The 20,250-nt window shown below is 70.0% G+C and carries 17 protein-coding genes; 11 read left to right on the forward strand and 6 right to left on the reverse strand.

Annotation, left to right across the window (positions count from 1 at the left end):
- Positions 1-45 precede the first annotated feature (45 nt).
- Entirely contained in the window at positions 46-267 is a 222-nt protein-coding gene (locus ACFUPX_RS34835) for a DUF6243 family protein (RefSeq protein WP_383331995.1), read from the reverse strand.
- A gap of 386 nt (positions 268-653) precedes the next feature.
- Here ACFUPX_RS34835 and ACFUPX_RS34840 point away from each other — a divergent pair, with 386 nt between their 5' ends.
- The 6 genes from ACFUPX_RS34840 to ACFUPX_RS34865 all read left to right on the forward strand — a co-directional run bounded on the left by ACFUPX_RS34840 (position 654) and on the right by ACFUPX_RS34865 (position 8,463).
- Positions 654-2,108: a PQQ-binding-like beta-propeller repeat protein gene (locus ACFUPX_RS34840; RefSeq protein ID WP_383331997.1), complete on the forward strand. Its 1,455-nt coding sequence runs from the start codon at positions 654-656 to the stop codon at positions 2,106-2,108.
- Between the two features lie 162 nt (positions 2,109-2,270).
- Complete coding sequence (locus tag ACFUPX_RS34845) at positions 2,271-3,542, forward strand: PQQ-dependent sugar dehydrogenase (RefSeq protein WP_383331999.1); 1,272 nt, start codon at positions 2,271-2,273, stop codon at positions 3,540-3,542.
- On the forward strand, positions 3,524-4,684 hold the full coding sequence (locus tag ACFUPX_RS34850) for a 3-dehydroquinate synthase (RefSeq protein ID WP_383332001.1): 1,161 nt from the start codon (positions 3,524-3,526) through the stop codon (positions 4,682-4,684). Before ACFUPX_RS34845 ends, ACFUPX_RS34850 begins: the two co-directional genes overlap by 19 nt.
- Positions 4,685-4,744: 60 nt before the next feature.
- The gene (locus ACFUPX_RS34855) at positions 4,745-6,364 is read left to right on the forward strand and encodes a class I adenylate-forming enzyme family protein (protein ID WP_383332003.1); all 1,620 of its coding nucleotides are present in this window, start codon (positions 4,745-4,747) and stop codon (positions 6,362-6,364) included.
- A gap of 117 nt (positions 6,365-6,481) precedes the next feature.
- Positions 6,482-7,768 carry an MFS transporter gene (locus ACFUPX_RS34860; RefSeq protein ID WP_383332005.1) on the forward strand — a complete coding sequence of 429 codons (1,287 nt, stop codon included), beginning with the start codon at positions 6,482-6,484 and terminating at the stop codon, positions 7,766-7,768.
- Positions 7,765-8,463 (forward strand): TetR/AcrR family transcriptional regulator, encoded by a 699-nt coding sequence (locus ACFUPX_RS34865; RefSeq protein ID WP_383332007.1) that lies wholly within the window; start codon positions 7,765-7,767, stop codon positions 8,461-8,463. The genes ACFUPX_RS34860 and ACFUPX_RS34865 overlap by 4 nt, the downstream gene beginning before the upstream one ends.
- 54 nt (positions 8,464-8,517) lie before the next feature.
- Here the strand turns inward: ACFUPX_RS34865 and ACFUPX_RS34870 are convergent, their stop codons facing one another.
- Together ACFUPX_RS34870 and ACFUPX_RS34875 are read right to left on the reverse strand one after the other, a co-directional pair.
- Entirely contained in the window at positions 8,518-9,039 is a 522-nt protein-coding gene (locus ACFUPX_RS34870) for a hypothetical protein (RefSeq protein ID WP_383332009.1), read from the reverse strand.
- Between the two features lie 103 nt (positions 9,040-9,142).
- The gene (locus tag ACFUPX_RS34875; RefSeq protein WP_383332011.1) at positions 9,143-9,985 is read right to left on the reverse strand and encodes a GntR family transcriptional regulator; all 843 of its coding nucleotides are present in this window, start codon (positions 9,983-9,985) and stop codon (positions 9,143-9,145) included.
- Between the two features lie 256 nt (positions 9,986-10,241).
- On the opposite strand from ACFUPX_RS34875, the gene ACFUPX_RS34880 reads away from it, so the two are divergent.
- From ACFUPX_RS34880 to ACFUPX_RS34900, 5 genes are all read left to right on the forward strand, one after another.
- Positions 10,242-11,501: an extracellular solute-binding protein gene (locus tag ACFUPX_RS34880; protein WP_383332013.1), complete on the forward strand. Its 1,260-nt coding sequence runs from the start codon at positions 10,242-10,244 to the stop codon at positions 11,499-11,501.
- Positions 11,502-11,532: 31 nt separating this feature from the next.
- Entirely contained in the window at positions 11,533-12,525 is a 993-nt protein-coding gene (locus tag ACFUPX_RS34885; protein WP_383332015.1) for a carbohydrate ABC transporter permease, read from the forward strand.
- Complete coding sequence (locus ACFUPX_RS34890) at positions 12,522-13,361, forward strand: carbohydrate ABC transporter permease (protein WP_383332017.1); 840 nt, start codon at positions 12,522-12,524, stop codon at positions 13,359-13,361. The genes ACFUPX_RS34885 and ACFUPX_RS34890 overlap by 4 nt, the downstream gene beginning before the upstream one ends.
- 93 nt (positions 13,362-13,454) lie before the next feature.
- Positions 13,455-15,005 carry a beta-N-acetylhexosaminidase gene (locus tag ACFUPX_RS34895; RefSeq protein ID WP_383332019.1) on the forward strand — a complete coding sequence of 517 codons (1,551 nt, stop codon included), beginning with the start codon at positions 13,455-13,457 and terminating at the stop codon, positions 15,003-15,005.
- Positions 15,006-15,079: 74 nt separating this feature from the next.
- Positions 15,080-16,507, forward strand: coding sequence for a cellulose binding domain-containing protein (locus ACFUPX_RS34900; protein WP_383332021.1), 1,428 nt, complete (start codon positions 15,080-15,082; stop codon positions 16,505-16,507).
- A gap of 79 nt (positions 16,508-16,586) precedes the next feature.
- Here the strand turns inward: ACFUPX_RS34900 and ACFUPX_RS34905 are convergent, their stop codons facing one another.
- Genes ACFUPX_RS34905 through ACFUPX_RS34915 form a run of 3 tightly spaced genes read right to left on the reverse strand, consistent with a single transcriptional unit; the run spans position 16,587 to position 19,981 of the window.
- A complete protein-coding gene (locus ACFUPX_RS34905) occupies positions 16,587-17,654 on the reverse strand; it encodes an LLM class flavin-dependent oxidoreductase (protein WP_383332023.1) in 1,068 nt (355 codons plus the stop codon).
- Positions 17,651-19,156 carry an MFS transporter gene (locus ACFUPX_RS34910; RefSeq protein ID WP_383332025.1) on the reverse strand — a complete coding sequence of 502 codons (1,506 nt, stop codon included), beginning with the start codon at positions 19,154-19,156 and terminating at the stop codon, positions 17,651-17,653. The genes ACFUPX_RS34905 and ACFUPX_RS34910 overlap by 4 nt, the downstream gene beginning before the upstream one ends.
- Positions 19,157-19,981, reverse strand: a complete 825-nt coding sequence (locus ACFUPX_RS34915) for a TauD/TfdA dioxygenase family protein (RefSeq protein ID WP_383332027.1) — start codon at positions 19,979-19,981, stop codon at positions 19,157-19,159.
- Positions 19,982-20,250 lie beyond the last annotated feature (269 nt).

A 20,250-nucleotide genomic window follows, 5' to 3' on the forward strand; every position in this document is an offset into this window, starting at 1 on the left:
GTCCGGGCCCTGCCCCCTGCTGTGCCGCCCTGTGGCGGCGGTGCGTCAGCTCTGTGCGGTGTCGTCGTCCGTCTGCCCGGCGCCGTCGGCCGTGCCCTCGGCTGCGCCTGCCTTCTCGCGCATCTTGCGCACCAGCTCCGCCTTCTGGTCGGCGGCACCCTGGCGGTCGAGGTTGCGGTGCGGGCCGTTGTTCTGCCGTTCGGCGCGCGACAGCTTCTTGCGCTGGCCGCCGCCCTGGCCCACGGGGTTGTTGATGTTCTTGCTCACGGGTTCTCCCGAAATGATGTGAAGTGATCTACGGATTCATCGGCGGTGGGGGACGGGCGCGGCGACGTCGAAGGACGTCAGCAGGAGCCCGTCACGCTCTCACTCGTAAATCGGCCTCTGGAAGAACATGACCAAGACGGTACCCCCTTCCATCAGCCGCGCACACCACGTTTCCACCGCTCCGGCGCCGACCGGGCCCCGGTCGGCGGGTCGGCGCTGAGCAGTAGGCGGCTCCGCACGAGCTTCGCGCCAACATATTGCACCCTTGGTGCAATCAGTCCATACTCCTTCCGCGCCCAGCTATTTGCACTACGGGTGCCAATAGTTCTGCGATCTTGCCCTTTCAGCGGTTCCCCATCGAGGAAGCAAGGAAGGCAGAGACATCCATGCTTGTGACGACAAGGAAGTCGATCACCGCGCTGATCGCCGCCACAGCCGCCCTGGCCCTGGCCGGCCCGGGTTCCGCGACCGCCATGCGGTCAGGGAGCGCCCAGCCACAGGCGGCACCCGCGGCCCAGGCCGGTCCGCTCGTGTCCAGTGACTGGCCCGGTTTCGGACACGACAAGGCCAACACGCGCAGCGCCGACGAGTGGCTGCTCGATGCGGGGAATGCCAAGAACCTGGCCGAGAAGTGGAGCGCTCCCGGGGCAGCGGTCACCAGTACGCCCGCCGTGGTCGACGACGTCGTGTACTACTCGGACTTCGCGGGCAACCTCACCGCACGCAAGGCCAAGTCGGGCGCCTCGATCTGGCAGACCAAGCTGAATCCCGCCCAGCTGCCCGGCTCCCCGGCGGTGGTGGGCGACACGGTCTACAGCGCCGGGTACGGCGGCATGGTCTATGCCGTCGACAAGAAGACCGGTGCCAAGAAGTGGGGCGTCGGCATCGAGTCGACGCCGAACGCTCTGATCTGGTCCTCCCCGGTCGTCGCGGGCGACACGCTGATCATCGGCAGTGCCTCGTTCCAGGTCTTCAGCCCGGCCAGTCCGCCGTTCCAGGGCAGTGTGGTCGGCCTGGACATCGCCACGGGCGCGGTGAAGTGGCGTACGCCCGTGTGCACAGGGGACTGCACGGGGGTCTCGGTGTGGTCCTCCGCCGCCGTCGACACGAAGCTCGGACTCGCCTACATCGGCACGGGCCAGGCCTACAGCCGTCCGGCCGGGCCGATGTCGGACTCACTGGTGGCCATCGACTACCGCACCGGGAAGATCGCCTGGCATCACCAGTACACCGCCGACGACGTCTTCTCCGACGCCGCGCCCTTCGGGAAGGACGCCGACCTGGGCGCCGCCCCGAACCTGTTCACGGTGAACGGCCGGCGCGTCGTGGGCTGCGGGGACAAGGGCGGCTCCTACAAGGCGTTCGACGCCAAGACCGGTGAGCCGGTGTGGTCCAGGAAGCTGGTGGAGGGCACCCAGCTGGGCGGCATCGAGCACACCACCGCCTACGCCGACAACACGATCTACGCCGTCGGCAACACCGAGGCCACCGCGACCAGCCGCGCCGACGCCCGGCCCACCGCGTCCACGCTGTTCGCCCTGAACGCCACCACCGGCGCCACCAAGTGGCAGACCGACCTGCCCGAAGGCGGCTTCGGCGGCGTCGCCGTCGCCAACGGGGTGCTGTACTTCACCACTTGGGAGGGCACGCTGCGCGCCCACAGCGCGGCGACCGGACGCACGCTGCTGACCAAGTACATCGGCACCCCCGACGGCGCCACGATCATCGAGAAGGGCGCCGCGAGCGGCCCCACCGTCTCGGGCGGCCGGGTGTACGTCGGCTACGGATGGACCTGGGGGGCCGCCGCCCCCGGCGGGATCCGTTCGCTGGGCCTGTACTGACCGGTCCTCTGCCTCGACCTGACGGCCGCGGAGCGCCGGGCCGCCTGTACGGGGGCAGGCGGCCCGGCCCCCTCACCTGGGCAATCGGCACCATCACCTGTGGGTGGTGATCGGCACCTTCACCTGTGGGTGATCGGCACCTTCACCTGGCAAGGAGCACGTATGGCCACGACCGCACCACCGACGCACGAGGCCCCGGAGGCCGCACTGCCCCTGGAGCCCTTCGCCCGCGGACTCCACTTCCCCACCAGCATCACCTTCGACGCGCAAGGGCAGTTGTACGTCGCCGAGTCGGGGCTGCCGTTCGGCGGCGCACCGGCCGGCGGCCGCATCTGGCGGATCGGCACGGACTGCCGGGACCTGCTCGCCGAGGGACTGCGTACGCCGGTGACCGGCCTCACCTGCCACGACGGCGCCCTGTACGTCTCCGAGGGCGGCCAGCCCGGTCGGATCCTGCGGCTCGGCCTGGACGGCGGCCCGCCGGCGGTCGTCCTCGACAACCTGCCGGGCGGCGGCAACTACCAGACCAACATGACCGCCTTCGGCCCGGACGGCAGGCTCTACTTCAGCCAGGGCGCGGCCACCAACACCTCGGTCCTCGGCCTCGATGCCCTGGACATCGGCTGGCTGAAAAAGATCCCCCACCCGATCGACGTGCCCGGCCTGGAGATCGAGCTGACCGGGGTGCGGGCCCGCACCGGCAATCCCCTTCACCCCGGTACGAGCGCGGTCACCGGCCCGTTCGCCCAGTTCAACACCGCCCACCCGGCCGGAACCCGCATTCGGGCAGAGCTGCCGTGCACCTCGGCGGTGATGAGCTGCGCGAAGGACGGCAGCGACCTGAAGCTGGTGGCCTGGGGGCTGCGCAACGCCTTCGGGCTGCTCTTCCTGCCCGACGGGCGACTGCTGGCCACCGACCAGGGCGCGGACGACCGCGGCAGCCGCCCCGTCGGCGGCGTCCCGGAGCTGTTGTTCGAGGTGCGCGAGGGCGCCTGGTACGGCTGGCCCGACTTCATCGGCGGCGTCCCCGTCCATGACCCCCGCTTCGCCCCCGAACAGGGTGAGGCCCCCGGCTTCGTTCTCGCCAACCACGATGAACTGCCCACGCCGCAAACGCCGCTGGTGTCCTTCGAGCCGCATGTGTCCGCGGTGAAAATGGACCACACACCGGAGGGACGGATCCTGGTGGCGCTGTTCGGCGACGAAATACCCATGACCGCACCGTCGGGACCACGCGTCGGCAGAAGCTTGGCGCTCCTCGACCCCGCCGACTGGAGCAGCACCCCCCTCACCTGCCCGCTGAAACGCCCCATCGACGTCCGCTTCGGCCCCGACGGATACCTCTATGCCCTGGATTTCGGCCACTTCGAGCCGGGCAAGGGCACCATGGACGCCGCCGCGGGCAGCGGTGCGATATGGCGGATGCCCTGGTGAGCGCCTCGCTCGCGGCACGCTTCAGCGTCTCCTACGGCTACGACGTGCACTTCACCCCCGATGCTCTCCACCTGGAGGACGCCACCCTCGCCGCGACCCTGCGCGACGACGGCGGCGGACGGCTGCTGGCGGTGCTGGATGCCGGACTGCTCGCCGCACAGCCCGATCTGCCCGACCGGCTGGCCGCCTACGGCAAACGGCATTTTGAGGACCTGGAGTTCGTCGGAGATCCGATCGTCCTGCCCGCCGGGGAGCGGGTCAAGGACGGCATGGGGCACGGGGCCCCGATCCGTGCGGCCATCGCCGAGCACCACCTGGACCGGCACGCTCATGTGCTGGCCATCGGCGGCGGCGCCGTGCTGGACGCCGCTGGGTTCGCCGCGGCGACCGCGCACCGCGGGGTCCGCCTGATCCGCATGCCGAGCACGGTCCTCGCGCAGGCGGACGCCGGAATCGGCGTGAAGAACGGGGTCAACGCCTGCGGGCAGAAGAACTTCATCGGCACCTTCGCCCCGCCACGGGGCGTCATCAACGACGCCAGCCTGCTGGCCACCGTCTCGGACAGGGACTGGCGTGCGGGCATGAGCGAGGCGGTGAAGGTCGCCGCACTCAAGGACGTGGGGTTCTTCACCCAACTCGAGGCCGACGCACCTGCGTTGGCCGCCCGGGACAGTGCGGCGATGCACCGCCTCATCCGGCGCTGCGCCCAGCTGCACCTGCAGCACATCACCGGCGCCGGTGACCCCTTCGAGACCGGATCGGGCCGCCCGCTGGATTTCGGCCACTGGGCGGCCCACAAACTGGAGCAGCTCAGCGGATTCAGGCTGCGCCACGGTGAGGCGGTCGCCCTCGGGATCGCCGTCGACACCACCTACGCCCGCTACACCGGCCTGCTGCGCAAGAGCGCCTGGGAACGCGTGATGTCGCTGCTCGCGGCGCTCGGTTCACGCACGCCCGTGCCGGAGCTGGCCGACCCCCGCGTCCTGGACGGACTGGGCGAGTTCGCCGAACACATCGGCGGGCCGCTCACCTTGACCACGCTCACCGCGCTTGGCCAGGGCATCGACCTGCGCGACATCGATCGCGCGGCGATGACGGCCAGCGTCCACCACGTCGACCGCTGGACCCGAGCGGCACGGTGACCCCTCACACCGCAAGACGCCCGGCACGGACAGACAAGAGCAGACAAGAAAGGAAGGGCCATGGCGATCCATCGCGCGTTGCATCTCGCCCTGCTCCCGGAGGCCGCCCACGAGCGGCACGGAGACCACGATGCGCTGGTGTACGAAGGCCGGGTGCACCGCTTCGCACAACTGCAGGAGCAAGCGGCGAGGGTCGGCGGCGCGCTGAGCCGGCTCGGCGTCCGACCCGGCGACCGGGTCGTGGTGCTGATGGCGAACCGGCCCGAGGTGTCCGTCGCCTACAACGCGATCTGGCGGGCCGGCGCCGTGGTCACCCCGGTCATGTTCCTGGTGAGCCCGGCCGAACTCACGCACATCCTGACCGACTCCGGGGCCCGCGCGATCGTCACCGTCACGGGGCTGCTGGCCACCGTCGCCGCAGCCGCGGCCGACGCCCCCGATCTGCGCCACGTCATCCTGGCGGACGACTCTCTTGACGACGAGGCGGCAGCCCGCCTGCCGCAGGCCCTGGCCGTCTCCACCATCCCCGAGTTGGAAACCGCCGACGCCGCCGGGATCGTCTCCCGGGCGCACGAAGAGCTGGCCGCCCTGCTCTACACCGGTGGCACCACCGGCCGCGCCAAGGGCGTCATGCTCAGCCACCGCAACCTGTACGCCTGCTCACTCGCCGCATACCAGGCGGGCGAGGAACCCGGCCTCACCGATCAGATCAACCGCACCCTCATCCCGGTGCCCCTGTCCCACGCCTACGGACTGATCGTGACGCTGGCCGGCTGGCAGGCCCCGCATCCCCAACTCGGCGTGCTACAACGCTGGTTCGACCCTGCCGAGTGGCTCACGCTCGCAGAGGAGCACCGCATCCAGCGCACCACCCTGGTCCCCAGCATGCTCCAGATGCTGCTCGGCCAGCCCCTGGAGAACGCCGACCTGTCCGAGCTTCGCCTGGTCAACAGCGGCGGCGCTCCGCTGCCGTACGAGACCCGGCTCGCCTGGCAGGAACGTCTGCCCCACAGCCGCATCCTGGAGGGCTACGGGCTCACCGAATCCGGCTCGGTCGTCTCCGCCACCCGGCCCGGCCACATCCGAGCGGACTCCGTGGGCCGGCCGCTGCCCGGGTACGCCGTCGAGATCCACGACGACGCGGGCCACGCCCTGCCCGCAGGGAGCGACGGGGAGATCTGCGTACGCTCCGCCGGTGTCATGGGGGGCTACTGGCACTCCCCCACCCTCACCGCCCAGACGCTGCGCGACGGCTGGCTGCACACCGGCGACATCGGCCACCTCGACAGCGACGGCTTCCTCTACGTCGTCGACCGCAAGAAGGACCTCATCCTGCGCGGCGGCTTCAACGTCTACCCCCGCGACATCGAAGACACCCTCATGACCCACCCGCACGTCGCCCAGGCCGGTGTGGTCGGGCGCCCCGATCCGCGCCTGGGCGAAGAGGTCGTCGCCTTCGTCGCCCTGCACCCCGGCCACCAGACGCAGCCCGCGGAATTGATCGCCTACGCGCGCGACCATCTCGCGGCCCACAAATACCCGCGCGACATCTACGTACTCGGCCAACTCCCCCTGACCAGCGTCGGAAAGCTCGACCGCAAAGCCCTGCGCGCCCACACCGCGCCGGACCGCGCACCCCGGGCAGACCTCGCCGCACCTCCGCGGCTCGAGCACCCCTGACACGCCCCGGCCACCGCGCTTCCCGCAGCCTCCGGCGCGGCGCACCTGCGTGCTCGCCCCGACCCGCGCATCCCCATGCCCTCTCGACCTCTCGAGCCGAGCACCGGAGGCGTCATCATGAACAAGCCACGGCCCACCACGACGCGCATGACCGGCTGGCGCACCACATGGGCGCTCATGGCCTTCATTCTGGTGAACTTCGCCGACAAGACCGTACTGGGGCTGTCCGCGCAGCCCATCATGGACGACCTGCACCTGACCCGACAGGAGTTCGGCGCCGCCTCGGCGGCCTTCTTCACCCTGTTCAGCCTGGCCGCACTGGGTGTCTCCTTCCTGACCCGCAAGGTGCGCACCTCGGTGCTGCTGCTTGCCATGGCCGTGCTGTGGTCGGCCGCGCAACTGCCCATGCTCTGGCCGGCGGCCGGCTTCACCACCCTGCTCCTGACCCGGGTCCTGCTGGGGGCGGCCGAGGGCCCCGCCACTCCGGTGGCCATGCACCATCTGCACGGCTGGTTCGCACAGGAAGAGCGCACCCTGCCCACCGCCGTCGTGCTCACCGGCGCGGCCGCCGGTGTGGCCGTCGCGGCTCCCGTACTCACCCTGGTCATCGCGCACTTCGGATGGCGGTGGGCCTTCGGCGTGGTGGGCCTGGTGGGTCTGGTCTGGGCCGCGTACTGGATGCCGCGCGGTACCGAAGGTCCCCACGCCGTGCCCACCACCGCCGAGTCCACCACCGACCAGCCGCAGACGGTGCCCTACCGACGGATCCTGTTCACGGGCACCTTCGCCACGGTCGCGTTCGGTGCGTTCGCCGCGTACTGGATACTCAGCTCCAGCCTGACCTGGATCCCCGACTACCTCACCGAGGTCGCAGGCCTGTCCCTGCAGCAGGCCGGAATCCTCGTCACCGCAGGCGCCCTGGCCGGCGGCATCGTGCTGCTCTCGCACGGCCTGTACGTACGGCGCAGGACGACCCCCGGCGCCGGCTGGGGCGGCGGCGTGGCGCTGTGTGTCACCGCGGTCGCCGTCGCCCTCTTCGCCCTCACCGACATTCTGTGGGTCAAGGTCGTGCTGATGCTGGGGCCCATGGCCTTCGCCAACATCATCATGACCGTCGCGCAGACCGCCTGCTCACGCATCGCCCCAACCGCCCAGCGGGGCGTGGTCCTCGGCATCCTGGCGGGAGTCTTCGCCCTGGCCGGGATCCTGGCCCCATGGAGCATCGGCCGCATCGTCGACACCGCCGACACCGTGGCCGACGGCTACCGGACGGCCTTCCTGGCCACCGCCGCACTGACCGCCGCAGCCGGCTTGCTGGCCACCTGCTTCCTGCGCCCCGAAAGGGACGCCCGACGCCTGCAGACCGCCACGACGGCGGGACGGCCTGAGACGGTGTCCCCATGACGAAGCGACCGGCCACCTCCCAGCACACGACCCACGACGCCGGGGACACCAGCCGAGTACCACAGGGGACGAGCCCAGCCGCCGCCCAAACCTCGCCGGAGCAGCCGACGGACGGTCGTGCGGCCCGCTCCCGGCGGACCCGTCTGGCCATCATCGACGCCATCCGCGCGCTGAACACCGAGGGGGATCTGCGGCCGACGGCGCCCCGCATCGCCAAACAGGCCGGGGTGTCCTTGCGTACCGTCTGGCAGCACTTCGAGGACATGGAGAGCCTGCTCGCCCACGCCGGTCGGCGAGACGTCGAGATCCTGCTCTCCCTCATCGAACCCATCGAGCCGGAGGGGCCGCTGACCGAGCGGATCGAGGCGTTCGCCGCGCAACGCGCACGCGTGCTGGAGACCATGGCCCCGAGCTGGCGGGCGGCGCGCATTCATGAACCGTTCTCCGAGGGACTGCGCCTGATCAAACAGGAGACGCTCGCGTTGGCCCGTGCCGACGCGGAATCCGTCTTCGCCACGGAACTGGCCCGCCTGCCCGCACCCGCCCGGCGAGAACTCGTGGACGCCCTCCTCGCGGCCAGCGTCTGGCCACAGTGGGAAACTCTGCGCACCGACCTCCAGCTGAATGAGGATCAGGCACGCGCCGTACTCGCCCTCACCGTCAGCGCACTCCTCAACCGCACCGAGCCGCACTGACCTGGAGGTGACCTGGAGGGAGGGCATCTCGCAGCGGGCCGGTCCCCGCGGCCCTCAGCAGGCGTCGTCCGCCTGCTCGCGGAACTGTGCGCGGCTCATGGCTTTGCCGTCGGCCCACCACTGGCCGGGCGCCAGGCCCTCGACGTCCGCGCGCGTGAAGATGGCGCGACCCTTGTAGCGCACGGTGTCGCCCCGCCCGACGACGAAGCTCACCGAGTAGTCCCCGCCCGATGCCAGCTTCGTCGCCGAACCGGCATCGTCCCGCCAGCCCTTCGGCAGTTCGAAGAGGCTGAACTCCTGCTCACCGGTGACCGAACCGGGCGGCTGAGCCGACCAGTAGTCCAGGACCGTGGAGTCCCCCTTGCCGTCCTTCTCATCGCTGCCGAAGAGCTCCACCTTCCGAGGGTGATCATCCTGCGAGCAGGGCCGCAGCAGCGCTCGTACGTCGCCGTCCGGGCCCTTGCCGATGGCCACCAGCGGGTGCTCGGGCGGACTGCAGCCGGCCGCGAGCAGCGCGAGGACCGCGGTCGCGCCGACGCGGGACAGCGTGCGCGCGGTCTTGTGGTCGCTGATCACGGTGTCCTCACGTCGCTGCGGGACCGATAGTCGATCACGGACTGGTCCGCGCGCCTAGAAGCGGGCTTAGAAGCAGGCCTAGAAGCGTGACCCACCGACGATGTCAGTGGTTGCTCCCCTGGACGTCCCCCCGGGTCGACGACGTCATGGCGTCTCCGAGGGCGAAATCGCCCGGTGGAATGCCCGGATGGTGGCCGTCCTCGGCGGTCTGGACCTCGGCCGCCGGGCCGAGCGTGAGCCGGGAGACGATGCGGTAGCGGTCGCCCCGGTACAGGGAGTGGACGTACTCGACGGGCCGGCCGGTGGTGTCGGAGGTCAGCCGTTCGAACAGCAGCGCCGGGGAAAGCTCGGGAACGTCGAGGAGCTTGGCCTCGGCCCGGGTCACGACGGTCGGCTCGATGGCCTGTACGGCCTCGTGGACGTGCACCCCGTGGGTGTCGCGCAGGTGCTCGTAGAGGTCTCCGCTTTCCAGCTCCCTGGCCGAGAGGCCGGGGGCCAGTTGGGCCCTGAGGTGCAGATGCTCGATCGCCATCGGGGCGCCGTCGACCAACCGGAGCCTGGCGACGTAGAGGATCTCCTCGGCGGGTGACATCCGCAGCTTGCGGCCGATCCGGGCGCCGGCCTGGTGGGTGGTGAACTCCAGCAGCCGGCTCGACCACGTGCCCTCCGCCTGCGGAACGGTCAGGGCGCGGCCCCCGGAGACCAGCTCCTGGGTGATCTTCGCGGGAGCGACGAACATGCCGCGGCCGTGTTGGCGGACCAAGAACCCCGCGGCCACCAGCTCGTCGATGGCCGCGCGCAGGGTGGGCCTCGACACGGCGAGTTGGGCGCACAGGGCACGCTCGGAGGGGATGGCATCTCCGGGGCTGCGCGACTCGATCAGCTCAAGGACGGCATCTCGGGCCTTCTCCCGCTTGAGCACCGTCCCGGGTACATCGGCATCCATGGTGTCCCCACTGATCTCATTTATTTACCAGTTCAGGCAACCAGCGGCCCAACTGGGGCACTGGTCAGGTCAAGTGTAGCCGTCCATCCGGTGAACGGAACCGTGCGCCAGCCGGGCGAGATCGCCAGTTCCACGTTCAGCGCCAGGGGTTGACGGCCTCATTGGTCTATGCCACCTTCGTCCAGCATTAAGAGCCGAACTTACCAGTGGGCTTCACTGGTCAGGTGGTCCGGTCTTGCTCTCTCCGAGGTGAATCGTGAAGTACCGCTTGCTTGCCGGTAGTTCCGCACTTGTCATGGCCGCCACACTCAGTGCCTGTGGCGGCTCCGCCGACGAGGGCGGCGACGGACGGACGACGGTCGACGTCTGGCTGATGCGCGACAGCGTCTCGGCCGCCTTCCAGAAGGAGTTCGTCAAAGGCTTCGAGGCCAAGCACTCGAAGATCAAGGTCAAGGTCCAGATCCAGGAGTGGGACGGCATCGGCGAGAAGATCACCGCCGCCCTTGCCAGCAATGACGCGCCGGACGTGATCGAGGTGGGCAACACCCAGGTGGCGCAGTTCGCCGCGAGCGGGGGGCTGCTCGACCTCAGTGACAGCAAGCGGGAGCTGAAGGGCGAGGACTGGCTCAAGGGCCTCGCCGAGCCCGGTTCGTACGAGGGAAAGCAGTACGGCATCCCCTACTACGCGGCGAACCGCGTCGTCATCTACCGCACCGACCTGTTCAAGAAGGCCGGTGTCGATGCCACCGCGATCAAGACGCGCGATCAGTGGGTCAAGGCGAGCACGAAGCTGAACAAGGGCGGTACGCAGGGCATTTATCTGCCCGGACAGATGTGGTACGCGCTCGGCGGCTTCATCTGGGACGAGGGCGGCGACTTCGCCACCAAGTCCGGCAGCAAGTGGAAGGGCGCCCTCGACACGCCCGAGGCCCTGCGCGGCATGGAGTTCTACGCCCGCCTCCAGGCGCTGGGCAAGGGCCCCAAGGACTCCGACGAGGACGATCCGCCGCAGGCCCAGGTGATGGCGAAGGGGAAGGTGGCCCAGATCATCTCCACCCCTGGCGGCGCCAACGCCATCATCGAGAACAACCCCGAGCTCAAGGACAAGCTGGGCTTCTTCCCGATTCCCGGCAAGAGCGCCGGCACGCCGGGCGCCGTCTTCACCGGCGGTTCCGATCTGGTCGTTCCCGCCGCGGCACCCCACTCCGACGAGGCGTTGACGCTCATCGGGGAACTGACGGGCGACACCTGGCAGAAGAAGCTGGCCGTGGCCATGAGCTATGTGCCCAACCGGACCACCCTGGCATCGGCCGTGGCGGACGACCCCGGCGCCTCCGCGATGGCGGTGGGCGCGGCGAACGGGCACGCGACGCCCAACACCCCCGGCTGGGCCGCGGTGGAGGCCGAGAACCCGATCAAGGACTACATGACCGCGGTCCTCATCGGCGGTGACGCCGCGAAGGAGGCGGCGAAGGCGTCGGAGGCCATCACCCGGGCCATGAACGCCCATTCCTGACTCCGCGGACTTCGTCGAGAGGAGACGTGCCGTGCCGGCCATCCGCGAGCGGTCCACTCCACGCACCCCCCAGCACCGCACGGCTCCCGCCTCCTCGGGAACGTCACCGCGGCGGCGGTTCCGGCGCCACCGGCCCGCGCACGGTCTCTGGCCGTACGCCCTGATCGCACCGGCGATCGGCGGCATGCTCTATCTCCTCGTCTACCCGCTGCTGCGGGCCGTGCTGATCTCGCTCCAGGACTTCCGGCTGCGCCAACTGATCGCCGGAGACGCGGAGTTCGTGGGGCTGCGGAACTACCGGACGCTGCTGTCCGATCCGCGGTTCTGGGAAGTGGTCGCCCGCACCTTCGCCTTCATGGCCGTCAACGTCGTACTGATCATGGTGATCTCCACGCTGGTCGCCCTGATGACGGAGCGGCTGGCGAAGGCGGGCCGCACGGTGGTTCTCTGCGCGCTGGTGCTCGCCTGGGCGATGCCCGTGGTCGCGGCCACCACCGTCTTCCAGTGGCTGTTCCACTCGGAGTTCGGCGTCGTCAACTGGTTGCTGACCTCGCTGGGCTTCGACTCGTTCGACCGCTACCCGTGGTTCGCGAACGGCGGCGCGGCCTTCGCGATCCTGGTCATGCTGATCGTCTGGCAGTCCGTTCCCTTTGCCGCGATCACCCTCTACTCGGCGCTCACCACCGTCCCCACCGAGCTGTACGAATCGGCCCGGCTCGACGGAGCGTCGGGGGCGCGCATCTTCCGCTCGGTCACCTTTCCGATGCTCCGGCCGATCTTCGTCCTCGTCTTCTCGCTGGAGGTGATCTGGACGTTCAAGGCGTTCGTCCAGATCTGGGTGATGACCCGCGGGGGTCCGGGAGACGCCACCACGATCCTGCCCGTGTACGCGGTCCAGACGGCGCTCTCCAGTCAGCGCTACGACCTGGGCTCCGCCGCATCGATGCTCACCGTGGTCCTGATGTCCGGGGTGCTCGTCCTCTACTTCCGCCAGATGTTCCGTCAGGAGGACGAACTGCGATGACCCTTCTCCGACCCCGCCTCCGCCGGATTCCGCTGAACGCCGCCGCCGTCGTGACCGTCGTGGTGTGTCTGTTCCCGGTGTACTGGATGATCTCGACCGCGTTCAAACCGTCCCGGGACATCCAGTCCGCGGACCCGCAGCTCTTCCCGCACACCTGGACGCTCGACCACTTCCGCAAGGCAGTACAGGCCGACGGATTCGAACTCTTCTGGCGCAACAGCATCCTGGTCACCCTCGGGGCGGTGCTGTTGTCGCTGGTGGTCGCGCTGGGGGCGGCCTTCGCGGTCGCGCGGATGCGCTGGAAGGGCCGGCGGCACTTCATGCTCATGGTCTTCATCGCGCAGATGGCCCCGTGGGAATCGCTGATCATCCCCATCTACATCATCTCCCGCGACACCGACATGCTCGACCGGTTGCCGACCCTGACCCTGGTCTACTTCATGATCACGCTGCCCTTCACGATCGTGGTGCTGAGGGGCTTCATCGCGACCATTCCGCCCGAGCTGGAGGAGGCGGCGCAGGTCGACGGATGCAGCCGTGCCGGGGCATTTCGGCGGGTGGCCCTGCCCCTGCTCATGCCCGGTCTGATGGCGACCTCCCTCTTCGGCTTCATCACCGCGTGGAACGAATTCGCCTACGCCAACTTCCTGATCATCAAGGAGCAGGACAACCGCACCCTGCCGGTCTGGCTGTCGTCGTTCCAGAACACGTTCGGGACCGACTGGGGCGCGACCATGGCCGCCTCCACGCTGTTCGCCCTGCCCGCGCTCGTGATCTTCCTGCTGCTCCAGCGCCATGTCACCTCCGGCTTCGCGGCCGGTGCCGTCAAGGGCTGACCCGCGAAGCAGGCCCGCAGAGCAGGCCCACCAGGAGCGTACGCGAACCACTCCGCGAACCATCCGAGTTCACCACCCCGGAGGCCTCCCAGCATGCCCGCATCACACCCCGAGCGCTCCCTCGTGCCCCGGCCCCGCAAGGTCTCCCTGCGCCCCGGCCGCTTCCTTCTCGACCGGCACACGACCGTGCGCTGTCAGCCCGGGACCCACGCGGCAGCCGATCTCCTGCGCACCCTGCTCACTCCGGTCACCGGACTGCCGCTGGCTCCCGCCGCCGACGGGCAACTCGTGCTGGCCCTCGACTCCCAGCTCAACGGCCTCGGCGAGGAGGGGTACGGGATCACGATCGGCCCGCAGACCCTCGTACTGCGCGCCCAGCACCCCACAGGACTGCTCCGCGCCGTACAGACGGTCCGTCAGCTGCTGCCCGCCGATGCCCTGTCGGGGCGGTTTCCGGACGGCTCCTGGGAACTGCCCTGCGTCGAGATCAGCGATGTGCCGCGCCACACCTGGCGCGGGGCGATGCTCGATGTCGCCCGGCATTTCCAGCCCGTCTCCTACCTGCTCAGATACGTGGATCTCCTCGCCTTCCACAAACTCAACACCCTCCACCTCCACCTCACCGACGACCAGGGCTGGCGCATGCCGGTCGACGCCTACCCGCGGCTGAGCTCGGTCGGCGCTCACCGGGCCCAGTCGATGACGGCGCCCCCGGGCCGGGGCACCGAGCGCTTCGACGGCGTTCCGCACGCGGGGACGTACACCAAGCAAGAGCTGAGGACGCTGGTCGCCTACGCGGCGGACCGAGGCGTGAGCGTCGTGCCGGAGATCGAGATGCCCGGCCATGTGCGCGCGGCCCTCGCCGCCTACCCGGAGCTCGGCAACCACCCCCAGCGCCGCCTGGACGTCTGGACGAGGTGGGGCGTCTGCGACACCGTGCTCGGCGTCCACGACCAGGCCCTCGACTTCTGCAAGGCCGTGCTGGAAGAGGTCATGGACGTCTTCCCCTCCCCGTACATCCACCTGGGCGGCGAGGAGTGCCCGACCACCGAGTGGGAGAACAGCTCGACGGCCCGTACCCGTGCAGCGGCCGAGGGGCTTGCTGACGCGCGGGAGCTGCACGGCTGGTTCATGGGACAGATCGGCGCGTTCCTCGTGGAGCGGGGCCGACGGCCGATCGGCTGGGCCGAGACCGGAACCGAACTGCCCCTCGACTTCGCCGTGATGACCTGGCGCGACCCGGCCCACGCCCTGGCCGCCGCCCGGCGCGGCCACCAGGTGGTGGCCGCCCATCACCGTGCCACCTACCTCGACTACGCGCAGTCCGGTGACCCCGGTGAACCCTCCGGGCAGCCCGGCGCCCCCGTCGGACTTCGCGAGGTGCACGGCAACGAACCCGTGCCCGGCGACTGGCAGCCACACGAGAGCGCCCAAGTGCTGGGCACACAAGCGCAGTTGTGGACGGAGTACGTGAAGACTCCCGACCGGATCGAGTACCTCACCTACCCGCGCCTGTGCGCCCTCGCGGACCGGGCCTGGTCCGGCAGCCGCAGCGACTGGCCCGGTTTCCTCGAGCGGCTGCGCCATCACACCGGCCGCCTCGACGCCCTCGGCGTCCGCTACCGCCCCCTCGCGCCCAGCTGACCCATCCGACCGCTCCCGCAGGCACAGCTCCGATCAGTCCGTGCGACCCCACCCTTTCCAGAGAGGGACACTCCATGAGGAAACTCGCCAAGAGCCGTATCCGCGCGGCAGCCGCCGCCGCGGCCACCCTGGCCCTGAGCTGCACCGCGCTGGCGGCGGCACCCGCCTCCGCCGACGTCGCCGCAGCCGGCGGTCTTGTCGTCCAGTACCGCACGAGCGCCTCCGGTGCGACGGCCGACCAGAGCGAACCCTGGCTCAAGGTCCGCAACACCGGCAGCTCCGCCGTGCGGCTGAGCGACGTCAAGGTGCGGTACTACTTCAAGGCCGATGCGGCCTCCTCGTCCTATCGGTTCGCCTGCTCCTGGGCGGTGAAGGGCTGCTCCAACATCACCGGCACCTTCGGCACGCTCGCCCACCCGACCGCCACGGCCGACCGCTACCTGGAGATCGCGTTCACCTCCGGGGCAGGGAGCCTGGCACCCGGTGCGGACACCGGGGACATGCAACTGCGCTTCCACCAGACGAACTGGCAGCAGGTGCGGCAGAGCGACGACTACTCCTTCGGCCAGGAGCGGTCCACGTACGGCGACTGGCCGCGCGTCACCGCCCATCAGGGCGGAGAAACGACCTGGGGTAAGGCACCCGAAGGCAACGACCCGACCGATCCCACGGATCCCACCGATCCGCCTGCCGACGGCCCCACGCTGTTCGACGACTTCAACTACAGCGGCCACACCGATCCGAAGATCGCCGCACATGGCTGGAGCGTCCGCTCGAACTCCGGCGGACCCGGCGTGCCCGGGGCGACCTGGGCTCCGGACAACGTCACGTTCGCCGCCCAGAACGGCAACTCGGTGATGAACCTGGAGACGTCCACGGCCGGAACCGCCTCGTCCACGGAGCAGACGGAGATCCTCACCCAGGCCACGAAGTTCCGCAACGGCACGTACGCGGCCCGCGTGAAGTTCAGCGACGCGCCCAGGTCGGGGCCCGACGGTGACCGTCTCGTCCAGACGTTCTTCACCATCAACGACCTCAAGGCACCGATGGCGGACGACTACGCGGAGTACGACTTCGAGTACCTCCCCAACGGCGGCTGGGGCGAACCGGCCAACATCCTCTACACGACCTCGTGGGAGACCTACCGCCCCGACCCCTGGGAGGCCGTCAACCAGCACAGCGAGGCCCGGCAGAGCTATGCGGGCTGGCACGACCTGGTGGTGACCATCGACAACAACGCCATCACCTACTACGTCGACGGTCAGCACTTCGGCACGCATGGTGCCGCCTACCTGCCGGAGCGGCCGATGTCGATCAACTTCAACCAGTGGCTGATCGACCTGGCAGGGCAGAGCAGCACCACGCCGCGTTCGTACGACCAACAGGTGGACTACGTCCTGCACGTGAAGGACCAGGTCCTCACCCCCGCCCAGGTGGGCACGCTGGTGGGCGACTACCGCACGGCCGGCACGACCTTCGAGGACACGGTGCCGGCCGCCTGAGGAGGGCTCGAACATTCCGGCACGGTAGAGGTGTTGGCCCGCAGCCCGTGCGGGCCAACACCCGCGGGCAGCGATGGCCTTACCTCAGCCTGGGCAACAGCTGGTCGCCGATCCGCCGGGTCTCCTCCTTGTAGGGCGTGTCCGACAGCACGAAGTGCGTGACGCCCAGGGACCGGTAGGCGTTGAGTGCCGCGGCCACGTCGTCGGGCGAACCGACGAGCCACGTGGTCCCCGCTCCCCCGCCACCGAACCTGCCCGGCGCGGTGTACAGGCAGGTGTCGAGGACCTCACCACGCTCGGCCAGGTCGAGGAGCCGCCGTTGGCCCACCGCCGTCCTGCGGTTGCCCATCCATGTGCCGATCTCGCCGGAGTCGGCCGCCATCTTCGCGACCTTCTCCTCGGCCGCGCGCCAGGCCTCCTCGGTGGTGTCGCGTACCACCGTGGTGATCCGCAGCCCGTACTCCAACGGGTCATGACGGCGTCCCACCTGCGCGCTCAGGTTCTTCAGGCGTGCGATGCGTTCGGCGATTCCCTCCAGCGGTTCACCCCAGAAGAGCTGTACGTCGGCCTCGGCCACCGAGACGCGTTCGGCCGCGTCGGATGCACCGCCGAAGTAGAGGGTGGGGTGCGCGCGCCCGTCGCCGGCGTAGGGGTGCGGGCTGACCGTCGAGCCGGTGACGTGGAAGTACTCGCCCTGGAAGGTGACGTTCTCCTCGGTCCACAGCCGCCGCACCAGATGAAGGAACTCCTGGGTGCGGGCATAGCGCGTGGTGGGATCGACATTGGTGTCACCGTAGGCGGCCGGGCTGTCCACGCCGCTGACGATGTTGACCAGGACGCGGCCGCGGCTGAGCTGGTCGAGCGTGGCTGCCGCGCCCGCGAACTGAGCCGGCTGCCAGTAGCCGGGGCGCACGGCGATCAGGGGCTTGAACGTCGTGGTGCGCGCGGCCAGGGCGGTGGCGACGGTGAAGGTGTCCGGGCGCCCCCATCCGGTGCCGAGCAGCGCGCCGCCCCAGCCGTGGTCCTCCGCGGTCCGCGCGAGTTCGGTCGAGTACTCGATGGACCCCCAGCCGGATGTCGTGTCGTCACCGCGGTGTCCGGGCTGGACGGTGTTGGGGATGTACCAGAGGAATTCCGGGCTCATCATGCTTCCGATCGCTGTGTGGACTGTGACCGGCGCGCGGCCGGGCGCCGGCCGATGGAGGTCTCAGTGGTGCATGGCTCACCAGTGGTGTGGGGCGTATTGGGTTCACGTCGCGCCCCGCGCAGTCGTGACAGCACCAGAGCCAGACAGAGGAGCCCGGCGCTGACACCCGAGGCGAGCGCGTACGCGATGCGAGGACCGCTCCCTGCCTGCGGCATCGGCGCGGAATGCAGGTACACCGCCGAGACCGCGCTGAGGCAGACCGCTGCTGCGATGCGCTGTGCCATCTGCAGGATGCCGCCGGCCACTCCCGCCGCCTCGGCCGGTGCGTGATGCAGGACCTGGGTCTGGTTGGGCGAGACCGTGAGTCCCGCGCCGGCGCCGGCCAGCACCTGCACGGCGGCGCACACCAAGGGGAGCACCGCCGATGGCACCGTGAGCGCGGCCGTCGTACCCGCCAGTGCGGCGCCGATGCCCAGGGCGAGGCCGAGGTCGACCGTGCGTGCGCCGATGCGGCGCACCATGCGCCATGCGAGTGCAGAGACGATGCCCATCGCGAGCGCCGAGGGGAGGCTGATGGCCGCCGTGGACAGGGCGGAGAGGCCAAGTCCTTCCTGGAGGAAGACGGTGAGCACCAGCGCCGAGGCCAGTGAGGCGCCGAACTGGGCCATGGCGACGGCGGTGCCCAGCAGGTACTGCTTCGACGATCGGAGCGCGGGATGCAGCAAGGGCGGGCGTCCGCGTCGCACCCGTAGCCGCTGGTGCAGGGTCAGGGCGATCGCCAACACGGCGACCAGGGCTGCCCAGCCGAGGGCCTCTCCGCCGCTGCCCGGGGTGCGGATGAAGGGGACCATCAGCGTCAGGGTGCAGCCGCACACCAGGGCGAGACCGAGGACGTCGATGCGAGGGTCGCGGGCGGTGGGCCGGGGCGGCGGCAGCCAGCGCGCGCCCAGGGCCAGGGTGAGGAGCGCGCCCGGCGCGCTGAGCAAGAGGCAGCACCGCCAGCCCAGCTCAGGGCCGAGGCCCGCGACGAGCGCGCCGCCCAGTGGTGGGCCCAGTGCCGTGGCCACGCCGGACGCCACCGCGTACAGGCCCAGCGCGCGGCCCCGGTCGTGGCCCTGGAAGACATCCTGAAGGGTGCCGATCACTTGGGAGTTGACGAGCCCCGCCGCGGCCCCTTGCACCAGCCGGGCTCCGGTCACCGTGCCAGGGCCGGCGCCGGTCGCGGCCGCCACTCCCGCGAGGAGGAAGGCGCCCACGCCGACGAGGAAGAACCGCTTGCGCCCGTACGCGTCGCCGAGGCTGCCGCCGGGGACAAGGGCCAGTCCGAAGGCCATCGAGTAGCCGGCCACGATCCACTGCATGTCCGCGGCGCCGGCCGTGAGCGACTGCCGCATGCTCGGCACCGCGATGTTCAGGACCGCCTGGTCCAGCAGCGTCGTCGCGCCCGCGGCCAGACAGACCAGCAGGACGCGTCGGGCAGCGCGGTCTCCTCCCCGGAGCATTCAGGAACGCGCCTCCGGGACGAGGCCTGCCTCCGGCTCCACGCCGATGACCTTGCGGTAGACGCGCGCCCCGTCGCCGTAGTCGTCGACGGCGTAGTGCCAGGTGGCGCGGTTGTCCCACAGGACGAAGTCACCGGGGCGCCAGCCGAAGCGGATCGTGTAGTCCGGCGAGGCGGCATGCCGCAGGAGGTGGTCGAGCAGGACCTTGCCCTCCGCCGGTGTCACGCCCGTGAGGCCGGTCGCCGAGGTGCTGATGAACAGGCCTTTGCGACCGGTGGCCGGATGCGTCAGGACGACCGGATGCTCGACGGTCGGTCCGCTCGCGCTCTTGTCGCTGCCCTGTGCGTAGTTCTCCGCGTTGCCGTCGTACACCGCGCCGACGGACTCGAGGAGTTGTTTGAACGGCGCCGAGAGATCGTCGTACGCCGCCTGCAGATCCGCCCAGAGGGTGTGGCCGCCCAGCTCGGGCACCACTTCGTACGTCAGCGACTCGATCGCGAAGACGGGGTCGCGCCACAGGCCGCCGATGTGCCAGGAGCTGGCCTTGCCGGTCTGCTGCACGTTGTACGGGTAGACCAGCGGATTGGCTTGGTCCTTCACCGCGGTCGGGTGGTCGAAGGGCTCGGCGAAGATGCGTACGGCAGCGACATGTTGGTCGGGGGTCAGATGCTGGGCGCGGAACACCAGCACCTTGTGGTCCCGGAAGGCCTGCCGCAGCGCTTCGGCGGTGGCCTCATCGACGGGGCCGGTCAGATCGACGCCGGTGATCTCCGCTCCGAAGCGCGGTCCTGCCTTGAGGATGTCGAACGGGGCGACGGTGGTCATGGTCTTCTTCTCCTCCTGATGCGGTGCGGGTTGCTTGTGCGGCGCGGCTCGCTTGTGCGGCGCGGCTTGCGTCGGAGAGCGCCAAGTGCCCGCCTCGGGGGCGCGGTGTTGAGCGGGCCGGCTCGGCGCAGAGGAGAGGTCAGCTACACACAGCGGTGGCGACGCGCATCAGATCGATGGCCCGTCGCTTCCGAAACCGCTGGCTGATCCACATGCCGCCGAAGCTATCCCCGCGCCAAATCCCGGTCAAGGCACACGCGTTGAGCGCC

This window comes from Streptomyces sp. NPDC057302 (assembly GCF_042667685.1).
In the GTDB taxonomy this organism is placed as follows: Bacteria; Actinomycetota; Actinomycetes; order Streptomycetales; family Streptomycetaceae; genus Streptomyces.

Bases quoted from the DNA above. Each gene is read 5' to 3' on its own strand.
- ACFUPX_RS34865 (WP_383332007.1), top strand. From the start codon at position 7,765: ATGACGAAGCGACCGGCCACCTCCCAGCACACGACCCACGACGCCGGG.
- ACFUPX_RS34895 (WP_383332019.1), top strand. From the start codon at position 13,455: ATGCCCGCATCACACCCCGAGCGCTCCCTCGTGCCCCGGCCCCGCAAG.
- ACFUPX_RS34860 (WP_383332005.1), top strand. From the start codon at position 6,482: ATGAACAAGCCACGGCCCACCACGACGCGCATGACCGGCTGGCGCACC.
- ACFUPX_RS34875 (WP_383332011.1), bottom strand. From the start codon at position 9,985: ATGGATGCCGATGTACCCGGGACGGTGCTCAAGCGGGAGAAGGCCCGA.
- ACFUPX_RS34845 (WP_383331999.1), top strand. From the start codon at position 2,271: ATGGCCACGACCGCACCACCGACGCACGAGGCCCCGGAGGCCGCACTG.
- ACFUPX_RS34910 (WP_383332025.1), bottom strand. From the start codon at position 19,156: ATGCTCCGGGGAGGAGACCGCGCTGCCCGACGCGTCCTGCTGGTCTGT.
- ACFUPX_RS34900 (WP_383332021.1), top strand. From the start codon at position 15,080: ATGAGGAAACTCGCCAAGAGCCGTATCCGCGCGGCAGCCGCCGCCGCG.
- ACFUPX_RS34850 (WP_383332001.1), top strand. From the start codon at position 3,524: ATGGCGGATGCCCTGGTGAGCGCCTCGCTCGCGGCACGCTTCAGCGTC.
- ACFUPX_RS34855 (WP_383332003.1), top strand. From the start codon at position 4,745: ATGGCGATCCATCGCGCGTTGCATCTCGCCCTGCTCCCGGAGGCCGCC.
- ACFUPX_RS34840 (WP_383331997.1), top strand. From the start codon at position 654: ATGCTTGTGACGACAAGGAAGTCGATCACCGCGCTGATCGCCGCCACA.
- ACFUPX_RS34890 (WP_383332017.1), top strand. From the start codon at position 12,522: ATGACCCTTCTCCGACCCCGCCTCCGCCGGATTCCGCTGAACGCCGCC.
- ACFUPX_RS34915 (WP_383332027.1), bottom strand. From the start codon at position 19,981: ATGACCACCGTCGCCCCGTTCGACATCCTCAAGGCAGGACCGCGCTTC.
- ACFUPX_RS34905 (WP_383332023.1), bottom strand. From the start codon at position 17,654: ATGATGAGCCCGGAATTCCTCTGGTACATCCCCAACACCGTCCAGCCC.